Source organism: Nigerium sp. (genome assembly GCF_039811905.1).
Taxonomy (GTDB): domain Bacteria; phylum Actinomycetota; class Actinomycetes; order Propionibacteriales; family Propionibacteriaceae; genus Propioniciclava.
Genome location: NZ_JBDHZL010000080.1, coordinates 1 through 12,286, shown reverse-complemented (window position 1 = coordinate 12,286; position 12,286 = coordinate 1). Strand labels below are relative to the sequence as shown.

Here is a 12,286-nt window from a genome sequence, read left to right as displayed (position 1 = left end):
CGAAACGCCTGCAGCGTTTCAGGCCGCCCCGGACACGGGCGACGCGCCGATCACCTCGGCTGGCCCGGGGGCGTCCGAGAACGTGATCAGCCCCGGGCGTCCCGCTCCAGCGGCGCGACCTTGACTAAGCTGCGGGCCATGTCGGATCGCAGCGAACTCGTCGAGCACATCAAGAACCTGGCCGTCGTTCGGGGGCGGGTGACGCTGGCGTCCGGGAAAGAGGCGGACTACTACGTCGACCTCCGCCGCGTCACCCTCGACGGGGCTGCGGCGCCCCTGGTCGGCCGGGTGATGCGCGACCTGACTTCCGACTGGGAGTTCGAGGCGGCGGGCGGCCTCACGCTCGGCGCCGACCCGGTGGCGGTGGCGATGCTGCACGCGGGGGCCGCGGCGGGCGAGCGGCTCGACGCGTTCGTGGTGCGCAAGGAGTCGAAGTCTCACGGCCTGCAGCGCCGCATCGAGGGCACCGAGGTCGCGGGGCGTCCGGTGCTGGTCGTCGAAGACACCTCCACGACCGGCGGGTCGGTGCTCACCGCGGTCGAGGCCGTCCGCGAGGCGGGCGGCGACATCGTCGGGGTCGCCGTGATCGTCGACCGCGACACGGGCGCCCGCGAGAAGATCGAGGCCGAGGGCCTGGCGTACCGGGCGGCGTTTTCCCTGACCGATCTCGGTTTGGCCTGATCCGGGCCGGGCGGCGGCGTCCTGAGTCGTCGCTGGCCGCGGCGCCGACTAGGCTGGGGCCCGCAACCTAACGAAGGAGAGCCCGCCCATGGAGGTCTTCGGCTTCATCTTGCTGATCCTCGTCGTCCTCGTCGTCGCCGGCGGCGTGTGGGCGCTGAGCGCGTACAACGGCTTCGTACGCCAGCGCAACATGATTCAGGAGTCGTGGCGTCAGGTCGACGTCGAGCTGAACCGCCGCTACGAGTTGATCCCCAACCTGATCGAGACCGTGCGGGCGTTCGCCGCCCACGAGCGCAACACGCTCGAAGAGGTCACGCGGCTGCGCACGCAGGCGCAGCAACTGGCGAGCCAGGGCGGTGAGATCCCGAGCGAGCAGCGCGCCAACGTCGAGGCTCAGCTCACCGGCGCGGTGCGCAACCTGATGGTGAGCGTCGAGGCGTACCCCGAGCTGCGCAGCAACCAGAACTTCCTCGAGCTGCAGCGCGAGCTGACCGAGACCGAAGACCGCATCGCCGCGGGCCGCCGCTTCTACAACGCGAACGTGCGCAACTACAACACGCGCATCGAGTCGGTGCCGAGCAACATGATCGCGAACACGTTCAAGTTCGAGAAGGCCACGTACTTCGAGGTGAACGACCCCGAGGTGCGCCGCGCCCCCGACGTGAACTTCGGCGAGATCAGCTACCGCGGCGATCGTGAGCAGGAGCGTCCGCGCGAGTCGGCCCCCCAGGTTGAGCAGGGTCGCGGCGACTCGCTGCCGAACCCGCAGGCCTACGACGCCCGCGACTACAACCAGCCGGCGTCCGGCCAGCAGTTCGACCAGCCGAACTACGCGCCCCAGCCGAACCAGGGCAACCAGCAGCCCGGCCAGGGCCAGCAGGGGCAGAACCCGCAGCAGGGCAGCTACACCCCGCCGTCCAGCTAGCGCGGTGCTCAGGCCCGAGCATTCGTCCGCACGCGCGCCCCTCGACCCGGTCGCGGCCCTCATCGTCGATGAGGCCGCCCTGGCGAGGGGCGCTGCCGTGCTGGTCGTCGACGACCGCGCGGGGGCGCTCGCGGCGTCCCTCCTGGACGCGGGGCACGACGTGCGTGCCGTGTGCGACGACGTCCGCGACGAGCGGGCGCTGCCGGTGGGCGTCCGGGTGCTCGATTCCCTGGACGCCGGCCTCGCCGGCGTGGACGTCGCCCTGCTGCGCCTGCCGAAGTCCCTGGGCGCGCTGGAGGAGTACGCCCAGGCGCTCGCCGCGTCCGGGGTGCCGCGCGTGGTCGCGGGCGGGCGCGTGAAGCACATGACCCGGACGCAGAACGAGGTGCTGGGGCGCTCGTACGCGGGCGTCCGGGCGAGCCTGGGCCGGCAGAAGTGCCGGGTTCTGGACGCCTCCGGCCCGACCGCCACGCCGGCGCGTTGGCCGCGCCGGCACCGGCTGGACGAGTGGGGCCTCACCGTCGTCGCCCACGGCGGCGCGTTCAGCCCCACCGCGCTGGACGCGGGCACGCGCCTGCTGCTGCGCAACCTCCCCGACGAGCGCCGCGGGCGCGCGATCGACCTCGGGTGCGGCACGGGCGTGCTCGCGGCGGCCCGGGCGCGCGCCGGCGACGAGGTGGTGGCCCTGGACGCCTCCCGCGCGGCCGTCGCGTCGGCCGCGGCGACGGCGTCCGAGAACGGGCTCACCGTGGAGGTGCGGCGCGACGACGGGCTCGCCGGCGTCCCGGACGCCTCCGCCGACCTGATCGTGTCGAACCCGCCCTTCCACCGCGGCACCGACAAGGACTCCACTCCGACGGTGGCGATGATCGCCGACGCGGGCCGCGTCCTGGTGCCTGGGGGCGAACTGTGGCTCGTGTTCAACGCCCACCTGCCCTACCTCGGGTGGCTGCGGCGCGACGTCGGGCCCTCCGAGATCGTCGCCCGCGACCGCAGCTACCTGGTCACGCGGACCACCGCCCGATGAGCCGCCGCATGCCCGCGTGGGTGCCGAAGCAGCACGGGGCCTGGGCGATGCTCGTCGTGCCGTACCTGGCGGGACTGCTGGTGCGCGTGCACGACGGCGCGGGCGTCCCGGCGTTCGCGTACCCCCTGTTCGGCTTCTGGCTGGCCGGCTACTTCGCGTTCAACGCAGCGTCCACGTGGCTGAAGGCCGCGCCCGCCCGGCGGGGGCGGCTGGGGCGTCCCCTGCTGGTGTGCGCGGCGGTCTCGGCGGCGTTCGGCCTGGTCACCCTCTGGTTGGCCGGGTGGACCGTCCTCGCCTGGGTGCCGGTGTACGCCTGCCTGCTCGTGCCCGCGCTCTGGCTGGCGTCCCGCCGGCGGGAGCGGGCGACGATCGGCGGCCTGCTGACGACGGCGGCGGCGTCCCTGCTGGTACTGGTCGTCGGGTGGACGTCCCCGCTCGGGCTGCCCTGGGGCAGCCCCCTGGTGACGGACGCCGCGGCCTGCGCCGCGCTGGTCTTCGGCTACTTCGGGGGCACGGTGCTGTACGTGAAGTCGAACATCCGGGAGCGCGGCAACGCCCGGTTCGCGCGCGTCTCGGTCGGCTGGCACGTCGCCTGGCTGGCGATCGCGGCCCTCGGGTGGGCGTCCGGGTGGGCGTCGGCGTGGTGGGCGGCGTTCTTCGCCGTGACGGTCGCCCGTGCATGGGCGGTGCCGCGGAGGCGTCCGGGGCTGCGTCCGATGCAGTTGGGGCTGATCGAGATCGCGCTGTGCGTCGTCCTGCTGGTCGCCCTGGGCGCGGTGGGGGTCTAACGCGGCCGAGCCGCGCATCCGGACGCCCGAGGCGTCCTCTCTGTCGCTACCCGGACGCCTCGCCGGTCGCGTGGGGCACCATGACCACGCCGGGCTGGCTGCCGCCGATCGCGACGTCGAACCGGCTGCGGTCGCCGCGGTGGTAGGCGACGAACGTCTCCAGGCCCGGGACCAGCGCCGACGGCAGCCACGTCGTCGTGTGCACCCACGGGTCCCCGTCGGCGGCGGAGCCGCTCGATGACGACGACCGAGGCGTCCTGCGCGAGCCCGAGCCGCGATCCGACGGCCGGGGGCGCCGGCACGACCTCCTGCCGCAGCACCGTGGACGTGACCTGCGAGCCGCGGAGGGCGGCGTCCTCGTGGAGCCCGCGCAGCGAGCGCGCGAGGCCTTCGCCGACCTTCTGCCGGGCGATGAACGTGCCGCGGCCCTTGCTGCGCTCGATGACGCCGTCGGCCTCCAGTTCGGCGAGCGCCTGCCGGACGACGCTGCGCGAGACCCCGAACCGGTCGGCGATCTCGTGGTCGCTGCGGAAACGGTCCCCGGGGACGAGCCCGCGCTCCGCGATGTCGGCGAGCAGGATCTGCTTCAGCTGCGCGTAGAACGGCAGCGGCGACGTGCGGTCGATCTGCACCGCCGGGCCCCGCTCAGGCCTCCGGCTCGGCGGCGGCCTTGGTGCGGCGCTTCTCGAGCAGGTACTCGGCGACCATCGGCAGGACGGAGACGAGCACGATCAGCACGAGCACCGCGTCGATGTTGTGGCTGATGAACGGGACGGTGCCGAGGAAGTAGCCGAGGACCGTCACGCCGGTCGCCCAGATGACGCCGCCCAGGGCCGTCCAGGTGATGAAGTGGCGAAAGCTCATGCCGGCGGCGCCGGCGACCATGGTCACGAACGTCCGCACGAACGGCACGAACCGGCCCAGCACCAGGGCCTTCGCCCCGTAGCGCTCGAAGAACTTCTGCGTCTGCAGCAGGTGCTTGGCCGAGAAGATCTTGCCGAAGAAGTTGTCGCGCGGCTTGAACAGCCACGGCGAGACGAACTTGCCGACGAAGTAGCCGACCACGTTGCCCAGCACGGCCGCGATCGTCAGGATGACGCAGCAGACCGCCAGCACGGCCGGCTTGTCCAGCGTGCCGAAGGTGATCGACGGAGGCGTCATCGCGACGAACATGCCGACGGTGAACAGCAGCGAGTCGCCCGGCAGCACCGGGAAGATCGCGCACTCGGTGAAGATGATGAGGGCGACGCCCCACAGCGCCCAGTTGCCGAGGTTGTGAATCAGCACCGCGGGGTCGAGCCAGTCCGGCAGGAGCAGCGGGATGAGGGCGAGTTCGAGCATCACAGTCCCCAAGGGTAGCGTCGGGCCCGTGGACACCCTAGGAGAGGACGCGCTGGTTGCCACGAGCAACCCGGGCGTCGGCCCGCACCCGCGCCCCTGGCCGGACGACCCGCGCCTCGACCCCGCGCTGCTCGCCGACGGCGACCGGCGCAACGTCGCCGACCAGTACCGCTACTGGAGCGTGGAGGCGATCGTCGCCGACCTGGACACGCGTCGCCACCCGCTGCACGTCGCGATCCAGAACTGGGAGCACGACTTCAACATCGGGTCGATCGTCCGGACGGCGAACGCGTTCAACGTGGCCGGCGTCCACATTCTCGGACGCCGCCGCTGGAACCGCCGCGGGGCGATGGTCACCGACCGCTACCTCCACGTGCACCATCACGAGTCCGTCGCCGGCCTGCTCGAGCACCTGGACGCCGCCGGTGTCACGCCGGTCGGCGTCGACAACCTGCCGGGCTCGGTGCCCCTGGAGACCGCCGAGTTGCCCGAGCGGTGCTGCCTGATCTTCGGCTCGGAGGGCCCCGGGCTCACTGACGAGGTCGTGGACGCCTGCGCGAGCGTCGTCGCGATCAGCCAGTACGGGTCCACCCGCTCGATCAACGCCGGGGCCGCCGCCGCGATCGCCATGTACCACTGGGCGCTCCGCTGGGCGTGAGACGGATGTCCGCCGTTACTCCGCCGCCGTCGAGCCTCGTGAGGATCCGCCTCCGGAGCCCGACCCCACCTGCTGGGCCGACCGCGTCCGCTCGGCGATGGCTTTCCACAGGGGCGCGTTGGTGATGCCGACGGCCTCCGGATCGAACACCGGGTCGACGCCGGCGCGCCTCTGCCGCTCGTAGTCGCGATACACCGCGACGCCGACGCGCGCCAGCAGGACGAGGGCGATCAGGTTCACCCACGTGTACAACCCGACGCCGACGTCGGCGAGCGCCCAGGCGAACTCCGACGACCGGAACGATCCGAGCAGGATCGACGCGGCCAGGATCACCTTCGCCACCTTGTTCACCGGGACCTCCCACCGGCTGTTCCGGAACAGGTAGGCCACGTTCGTGTCGGAGTAGAAGCCGAACGACAACAGGGTCGTGAACGCGAAGAAGAACATCGCGATGGCGACGAACGCCGACCCGAACCCGGGGAACGAGGTGTCGATCGCCGCCTGCGTGTACGCCGGCCCGGCCTCGAGACCCGGCGCGTACTGGACGATCATCTGGCCGTCCGGACCCTCGACGTTGTAGCTGTCGGTCGCCAGGATCATCAGGCCCGTCATCGTGCACACGAACAGGGTGTCGACGTACACGGAGAAGCCCTGCGCGAGGCCCTGCTTCACCGGGTGCGAGACCTCGGCCGCCGCGGACGCCTGCGCGCCCGAGCCGGTGCCCGCCTCCGACGAGTAGATGGCCCGCTTGACGCCCCACATGATCACCGCGCCGAGCATGCCGCCGAACAGGGCGTCCTGGCCGAAGGCCCCGGCGAAGATGAGCCGGAACATCGTGGGCACGTGTTCCGCGTGCATCGCGACGACCACCAGCGCGACGATGATGTAGCCCACCGCCATGAACGGCACGACGATGCCGCAGACCGCCCCGATGCGCTTCATGCCCCCGAACACGACCGCGCAGAACAGCAGGGCGATCACGACGCCGGTGATGCGCGGGTCGATGCCCCACGCCGACTCGGCCGACGTCGCGATGTTGAACGCCTGGATCGACGGCCCCGTCACGGTGTAGGCGAAGATGCCGGCCACGGCGTAGATGACGGCCAGCCACTTCCACCGCAGCCCCTTCTCGATGTAGAAGGCGGGGCCGCCGCGGTATTCGCCGTTGACCTCCTCCTTCCACACCTGGGCGAGCGAGGACTCGATGACGGCGACGGCGGAGCCGACGATCGCGGTCACCCACATCCAGAACATCGCGCCCGGGCCGCCGTAGTGGATGGCCGTCGCGACGCCGGCGATGTTGCCGACGCCGACGCGCCCGCCGAGGGCCATCGAGAACGACTGGAACGACGAGACGCCCTGCGACGAGTCGCCCCCGCCGACCAGGAACTTGAACATGTCGCCGATCCGGCGGACCTGCGGGACGGCGAGCCACACCGTGTAGAACACCCCGACCAGCAGGACCAGGATGATCATCGGGTTGCTCCACAGCATCTCGTTGAGCCACGTGACGATCGAATCGAGCATCGGGGTCCCTCCTTGCCGGGGCCGGACGTTCGGACCGGGGGCGGACGGGCCCCCCGATTGCTTCCCCGGACGCCGCCCGCGCGGGACGCCTCCCCGAGTTGTCGCCCTACTGTACGCGGCGGAGTCCCTAGTGAACAGACCCTCGGGTGCGTTTTCGCCACGGCGTCCTGGGCATGCGCGCGACGGGCGCGCTGCCCGGCCCTCGCGGACGGACGCCGGCGGCGTCCTCGGGGGAGGGGCGGTGGCCAGCCGGTAGGCTGGCGTCCGTGAGCGCGATCGACTATCCGGTGTTCTACGACCGCGCGGTCGCCGTGCAGCGGCACGCGCAGCAGCGTCGGCTCCTGATCTCGCGCATCATCTCCCTGGTGATCTCGGTGGGCATCTCGTTCGCGATCTGGTGGTTCTTCCGCGACCAGTTGGGCGGGCTGTGGTGGATCCTGCTGGTCGGGCTCGTGCTGCCGGTGGGGCAGCTCGTCCGCACGCTGGTGAACCTGCGCCGCGCGAAGCAGGAGCTGACGACGGTGCACGACGGGTTCGTGCTCGGCTTCGGCCGCGAGGGCCTGCAGGTCGAGGACGCCTTCCTGCCGTGGGACGCCGTGGGCCGGCTGGCCGCCGTCCCGGCCCGGGGGCGCAGCGACCGGCTCGTGGTGGAGGCGGCGGGCGCGCCCCCGCTCTCGGTCCCGCTGGACTACCTGACGGTCATGCCGGCCACGCTCGACGCGGGCGTCCGGGCGCTGTCCGGCGGCCGCTGCCACGTGGACTTCACGGCGCTCGATCTGTGAGACCGTGTCCCGTCCATCGGGCGGGCCCCAGTGCGCGGGCGTGATTGAGGCGCGCCGAAACATCGACGCCGGAGTGCCTACTTTGGAAGAATGGGACGCGTTCGGTGCGATGCCCGCGGCGAGTGCGGGCGGGAACGTCACCCCATTGAGGAGAGAACATGCCTATTGCTACCCCGGACGTCTACGCCGCGATGATCGATCGCGCGAAGGAGAAGCACTTCGCCTACCCCGCGATCAACGTCACCTCGTCGCAGACGCTGAACGCGGCGATCGCCGGCTTCGCTGAGGCGGAGTCCGACGGCATCGTCCAGATTTCGACCGGCGGGGCGCTCTACCTGTCCGGCCAGAAGGTGCAGAACATGGTCGTCGGCGCGACGGCGCTGGCCGAGTACGCGCACGTCGTGGCGAAGCAGTACAACGTCAACATCGCCCTGCACACCGACCACTGCCAGAAGGAGAAGCTGGACCTCTACGTGAACCCGCTGATCGCGATCTCCCAGGAGCGCGTCGATCGCGGCGAGGATCCGCTGTTCAACTCCCACATGTGGGACGGGTCGGCCATCGAGGTCGAGGAGAACCTGCAGATTGCGGAGGAGCTGCTCTCCCGCACGTCGAAGGCGCACATCATCCTCGAGATCGAGGTCGGCGCGGTCGGCGGCGAGGAAGACGGCGTCACCGGCGAGATCAACGACAAGCTGTACACCACGGTCGAGGACGGCATGCGCACCCTCGAGGTGCTCGGCACCGGCGACAAGGGCCGCTACATCACCGCCCTCACCTTCGGCAACGTGCACGGCGCCTACAAGCCGGGCCACGTGAAGCTGCGCCCGGAGATCCTCAAGGAGATCCAGGACGCCTGCGGCAAGAAGTACGGCATCGACCGTCCGTTCGACCTGGTCTTCCACGGCGGCTCCGGCTCCACCGAGCAGGAGATCGCGGACGCGGTGTCCTACGGCGTCATCAAGATGAACGTCGACACCGACACCCAGTACGCCTTCACCCGCCCGATCGCCGGCTGGATGCTGAGCAACTACGACGGCGTCCTGAAGATCGACGGCGAGGTCGGCAACAAGAAGAAGTACGACCCGCGCGAGTGGGGCAAGGCCGCCGAGACCGGCATGTCCGCCCGCGTCGTCGAGGCCTGCCAGAACCTCGGCTCGGTCGGCACGCACGAGTGATGCGGACGCCCGCGCGCGGCCCCGGCCGCGCACGGGCCCGCTGACTCCGGAGCCCGCCGCCCCTCGGGGTGGCGGGCTCCGCCGCGTCCAGGGCCGGGATGGCGGGGCTGATCCGCGGCCGACTCCGGCCGAGGCGTCCGGGTGGGTCTCGTCGGTGCATGAGGGACCAGGCGGCCTCGGCGAACGTGCGCGGGGGCGGCCTGTCGGCGTCCTCAGGCCCTGGCCTAGAGTGAGCCGGAGAACCCTGCGGAAGGATTGGCCGTGACCTCTGACCTCATCCAGAAGGCGCTGGAGACCGCCACCGACACCAAGGCCATCGTGGCCGGCGACGGCGTCGTCGCCGAGACCGGGGCCGTGTTCGCTGCGCAATTCCCGGGCAAGAAGGCCGTGCTCGTCGCCGACGAGAACACGTGGGCGGCCGCCGGCGAGGCGGTTGAGCAGTCGCTCGAGGGGGCGGGGGTGGCCGTCGAGGGCCGCTACGTCTTCCCGGGGACGCCGACGCTGTACGCCGGCTACGAGAACGTCACGAAGCTGCGCGAGTACCTGGAGACGGTGGATGCCGTGGCCTGCTCGGTGGCGTCCGGAACGCTGAACGACCTGACCAAGCTCGCCTCGGGCGAGCTCGGACGTCCGTACATGAACGTGTGCACCGCGGCGTCGATGGACGGCTACGCGGCGTTCGGGGCGTCCATCACGCGCGACGGCTTCAAGATCACCCGCAACTGTCCGGCACCGACGGCGCTCGTGGCCGACCTGAGGGTGATGGCGGCCGCGCCGCCGCGCCTGACCGCGACCGGGTACGGCGACCTGATCGAGAAGATCCCGGGCGGGGCCGACTGGCTGGTCGCCGACGAACTGGGCATCGAGGCCGTCGACCAGTACGTGTGGGGCCTGGTGCAAGACACGCTGCGCGGCGCCCTGGCCGACCCGAAGGGCTGCGCCGCGGGCGACCCGGCCGCGATCAGCGGGCTCGCTGAGGGGCTGCTGATGTCGGGGCTCGCGATGCAGGCGCACCAGAGCTCGCGGCCGGCGTCCGGGGCGGGGCACAACTTCTCGCACCAGTGGGAGATGGAGGGCCACGGCCTCGACTGGGAGCCGCCGCTGTCGCACGGCAACAAGGTGGGCGTCGGGACGGTCGCCGCGTGCGCGCTGTACGAGAAGGTGCTCGCCCTCGACATCGACTCCGTCGACGTGGACGCCGCCGTCGCCGCCTGGCCCGACCCGGCCGCCAACGACGCCCGCGTCGAGGCGCTGCAGTCGATCGACGCGATCCGCGAGGCGGCGCTCGCGCAGTCGCGGGCGAAGTACGTGCAGCCCGAGAACATCCGCGGGCGGGTGGAGCTCATCAAGGAGCACTGGCCGCGCATCATCGAGCGCATCACCCCGCAGCTGGTGACGGCGTCCGAGGCGGCCCAGATGCTCAAGGACGCCGGCGGCCCCTATCACCCGTCCATGCTCGACATCGACCAGGAGAAGCTGAAGCTCACCTACTTCCAGGCGCAGACGATCCGCAGCCGGTACACGATGTTCGACACCCTCCAGGAGTTGGGCGTCTTCGCCGACGTCGTCGAGTCGCTGTTCGCGCCCGGCGGCTACTGGCACGATCACCCGACCGCCGACTAGCCCGAACGCACGCCGGGGTGGGGTGGCTGCCCGTGGGGGCGGCCACCCCGCACCTGCTCAGCCCAGCGGGTGCTTCTCGGCGAACGCATGCTGGGCCTCGAAGATCTGCTCCAGCCCGGAGTACACCTGCCCCTGCACCTCGGCGAGCTCGGCGTAGAGCTCCACGGCGTCCGCGTTCGGCTCGCTGACGTCGCCGAGCTTGGCCATGCGTTTCGCGCACTCCTCGATCGAGCCGACGCCTGTGCTGGCCATCGCCAGGACGCCCGCCCCCATCGCGGAGATCTCGTCCTGCTCGCACGCGGTCAGCGGGACGCCGATGCAGTCGGTCATGATCTGCCGCCACAAGGGGCTCCGCTGCCCGCCGCCCATCACCCGGACGCTCGTCAGGGGTGTCTTCGTGTCGTCCTGCAGCCCGCGCAGATTGCGGGCCATCTCCAGACTCAGCGCCTCCAGGATCGAGCGGTACAGCTCCGGACGCCCGTGCACGCCGGCCAGCCCGACGATCGCGCCGCGCGCGATCGGGTTCCAGTACGGCGACTGCACCGCGTTGAAGTAGGGGAGCGTCACCAGCCCGCCGCAGCCCGGGGCGACGGCCTGGGCGGCGGCGTCCAGGTCGGGGTCGGGCGCGCCCTTGAGCTCGGGCCGGCCCAGCTCGCTGCGGAACCAGCCGGCCAGGTAGGCGCCCGAGTTCTGCACGATCTCGAGGACGTACTGGTCGGGCAGGCCGGCGGCGTCCGTCCGGTAGACGTCGGCGTAGCGGTACTCGGGCGAGTGGACGCCCGCGACCAGCGCCGTGCCCATGTTCAGGTAGGCCTCGTCGGGACCGATCGCGCCGCAGCCCAGGCCCGCGGCCTGGCCGTCGCCGCACGACGCGATCAACTCGATGCTCTGCTCGAGCCCCCACGCGCGCAGGATCGTCGGGTCGATCGCACCCAGGGACGCCCCCGGCTCGACCAGCTCGGGCAACTGGTCGCGGCGTAACCCCACCATGGCGAGGACGTCGTCGTCGAAGTCGAGGCGGGCCATGTCGTACAGGCCGAGGGAGTCGGCGGCGGCCTGCGAGTCGACCCAGCGCCCGGTCATCGCGTGGGCCAGGTACGCGTGGACGCCCGCGACCTTCGCGGTCTTGGCGACGTTGTCGGGCTCGTGGTCGTTCAGCCAGGCGATCTTGTAGATCGACGGCGTGACGTCGGGCTGGAAGCCGGTCTTGGCGTGCAGCTCCTCGGTGCCGAGGCGGCGCACCTGCGCGGGCGCGCGCCCGTCGAGCCAGAGGATGCCGGGCCGGACCGGCTCGCCGTCGGCGTCCACCAGGGCGAAGCTCTGGCGCTGGATCGTGCAGCTCATCGCGGCGACGCGGGCCCGCTCGGACGCGTCCAGCGCGCCGACGGCCTGCCCGACGGCCGTGTTGGTGCTCGACCACCACGCGCGCGGGTCCTGTTCGTACTTGTCGATGCCGGGCGTGCTCATCTCGATGTCGCATTTGCCCTGCGCGAGGACGCGGCCGTCGGCGTCCACCACGATCGCCTTCGTGCTGGTCGTGGACGAATCGACCGCGATGACGAGCGGCTCTGAGCTCATGACTGCGCCTCCTTGTGCAGCGGGCCGGGGACGCCTCGCGGACCCCGATGAGATGATCAGCCTAGCCAGCGGGGGCGTCCGGTGGGCTCGTCGGAACGGACGTGCGGACGCCCGGGCAGGTGGGGCGCGGTCGTCCGCGCCCACCGGACGCCGCCCGCCGCCCCCATGGACGCGCCCC

Annotated in this window: 12 protein-coding genes; 8 read left to right on the top strand and 4 right to left on the bottom strand. The window is 71.6% G+C overall.

Annotated elements, in window-relative coordinates; all coding sequences use genetic code 11:
• Positions 1-138 precede the first annotated feature (138 nt).
• The 4 genes from pyrE to WMJ97_RS11635 all read left to right on the top strand — a co-directional run bounded on the left by pyrE (position 139) and on the right by WMJ97_RS11635 (position 3,421).
• The gene (pyrE, locus tag WMJ97_RS11650) at positions 139-681 is read left to right on the top strand and encodes an orotate phosphoribosyltransferase (RefSeq protein ID WP_347349166.1); all 543 of its coding nucleotides are present in this window, start codon (positions 139-141) and stop codon (positions 679-681) included.
• Positions 682-769: 88 nt separating this feature from the next.
• A complete protein-coding gene (locus WMJ97_RS11645) occupies positions 770-1,606 on the top strand; it encodes a LemA family protein (RefSeq protein WP_347349165.1) in 837 nt (278 codons plus the stop codon).
• 4 nt (positions 1,607-1,610) lie between these two features.
• The gene (locus WMJ97_RS11640) at positions 1,611-2,633 is read left to right on the top strand and encodes a methyltransferase (protein WP_347349164.1); all 1,023 of its coding nucleotides are present in this window, start codon (positions 1,611-1,613) and stop codon (positions 2,631-2,633) included.
• Positions 2,630-3,421, top strand: coding sequence for a YwiC-like family protein (locus tag WMJ97_RS11635; RefSeq protein ID WP_347349163.1), 792 nt, complete (start codon positions 2,630-2,632; stop codon positions 3,419-3,421). Before WMJ97_RS11640 ends, WMJ97_RS11635 begins: the two co-directional genes overlap by 4 nt.
• On the opposite strand, the gene WMJ97_RS11630 is transcribed toward WMJ97_RS11635, so the two are convergent.
• Positions 3,418-4,053 carry a GntR family transcriptional regulator gene (locus WMJ97_RS11630; RefSeq protein WP_347349162.1) on the bottom strand — a complete coding sequence of 212 codons (636 nt, stop codon included), beginning with the start codon at positions 4,051-4,053 and terminating at the stop codon, positions 3,418-3,420. The two genes, WMJ97_RS11635 and WMJ97_RS11630, sit on opposite strands and share 4 nt — an antisense overlap.
• Positions 4,054-4,066: 13 nt before the next feature.
• Positions 4,067-4,762 carry a DedA family protein gene (locus WMJ97_RS11625; RefSeq protein ID WP_347349161.1) on the bottom strand — a complete coding sequence of 232 codons (696 nt, stop codon included), beginning with the start codon at positions 4,760-4,762 and terminating at the stop codon, positions 4,067-4,069.
• Positions 4,763-4,790: 28 nt separating this feature from the next.
• Here WMJ97_RS11625 and WMJ97_RS11620 point away from each other — a divergent pair, with 28 nt between their 5' ends.
• Entirely contained in the window at positions 4,791-5,420 is a 630-nt protein-coding gene (locus tag WMJ97_RS11620) for a TrmH family RNA methyltransferase (protein ID WP_347349160.1), read from the top strand.
• Between the two features lie 15 nt (positions 5,421-5,435).
• On the opposite strand, the gene WMJ97_RS11615 is transcribed toward WMJ97_RS11620, so the two are convergent.
• On the bottom strand, positions 5,436-6,947 hold the full coding sequence (locus WMJ97_RS11615; protein ID WP_347349159.1) for an alanine/glycine:cation symporter family protein: 1,512 nt from the start codon (positions 6,945-6,947) through the stop codon (positions 5,436-5,438).
• A 266-nt stretch (positions 6,948-7,213) separates the two neighbouring features.
• On the opposite strand from WMJ97_RS11615, the gene WMJ97_RS11610 reads away from it, so the two are divergent.
• From WMJ97_RS11610 to WMJ97_RS11600, 3 genes are all read left to right on the top strand, one after another.
• A complete protein-coding gene (locus WMJ97_RS11610; protein WP_347349158.1) occupies positions 7,214-7,729 on the top strand; it encodes a hypothetical protein in 516 nt (171 codons plus the stop codon).
• Positions 7,730-7,887: 158 nt separating this feature from the next.
• Positions 7,888-8,907, top strand: coding sequence for a class II fructose-bisphosphate aldolase (gene fbaA, locus WMJ97_RS11605; RefSeq protein ID WP_347349157.1), 1,020 nt, complete (start codon positions 7,888-7,890; stop codon positions 8,905-8,907).
• 261 nt (positions 8,908-9,168) lie between these two features.
• Positions 9,169-10,530, top strand: coding sequence for a sn-glycerol-1-phosphate dehydrogenase (locus WMJ97_RS11600; RefSeq protein ID WP_347349156.1), 1,362 nt, complete (start codon positions 9,169-9,171; stop codon positions 10,528-10,530).
• A 57-nt stretch (positions 10,531-10,587) separates the two neighbouring features.
• Here the strand turns inward: WMJ97_RS11600 and WMJ97_RS11595 are convergent, their stop codons facing one another.
• Complete coding sequence (locus WMJ97_RS11595; protein WP_347349155.1) at positions 10,588-12,108, bottom strand: FGGY family carbohydrate kinase; 1,521 nt, start codon at positions 12,106-12,108, stop codon at positions 10,588-10,590.
• Between the last annotated feature and the right edge of the window lie 178 nt (positions 12,109-12,286).

Excerpts from the sequence above, each read along its gene's own strand:
- fbaA (WP_347349157.1), top strand. The coding sequence starts at position 7,888 with ATGCCTATTGCTACCCCGGACGTCTACGCCGCGATGATCGATCGCGCG.
- WMJ97_RS11645 (WP_347349165.1), top strand. The coding sequence starts at position 770 with ATGGAGGTCTTCGGCTTCATCTTGCTGATCCTCGTCGTCCTCGTCGTC.
- pyrE (WP_347349166.1), top strand. The coding sequence starts at position 139 with ATGTCGGATCGCAGCGAACTCGTCGAGCACATCAAGAACCTGGCCGTC.
- WMJ97_RS11615 (WP_347349159.1), bottom strand. The coding sequence starts at position 6,947 with ATGCTCGATTCGATCGTCACGTGGCTCAACGAGATGCTGTGGAGCAAC.
- WMJ97_RS11625 (WP_347349161.1), bottom strand. The coding sequence starts at position 4,762 with ATGCTCGAACTCGCCCTCATCCCGCTGCTCCTGCCGGACTGGCTCGAC.
- WMJ97_RS11635 (WP_347349163.1), top strand. The coding sequence starts at position 2,630 with ATGAGCCGCCGCATGCCCGCGTGGGTGCCGAAGCAGCACGGGGCCTGG.
- WMJ97_RS11595 (WP_347349155.1), bottom strand. The coding sequence starts at position 12,108 with ATGAGCTCAGAGCCGCTCGTCATCGCGGTCGATTCGTCCACGACCAGC.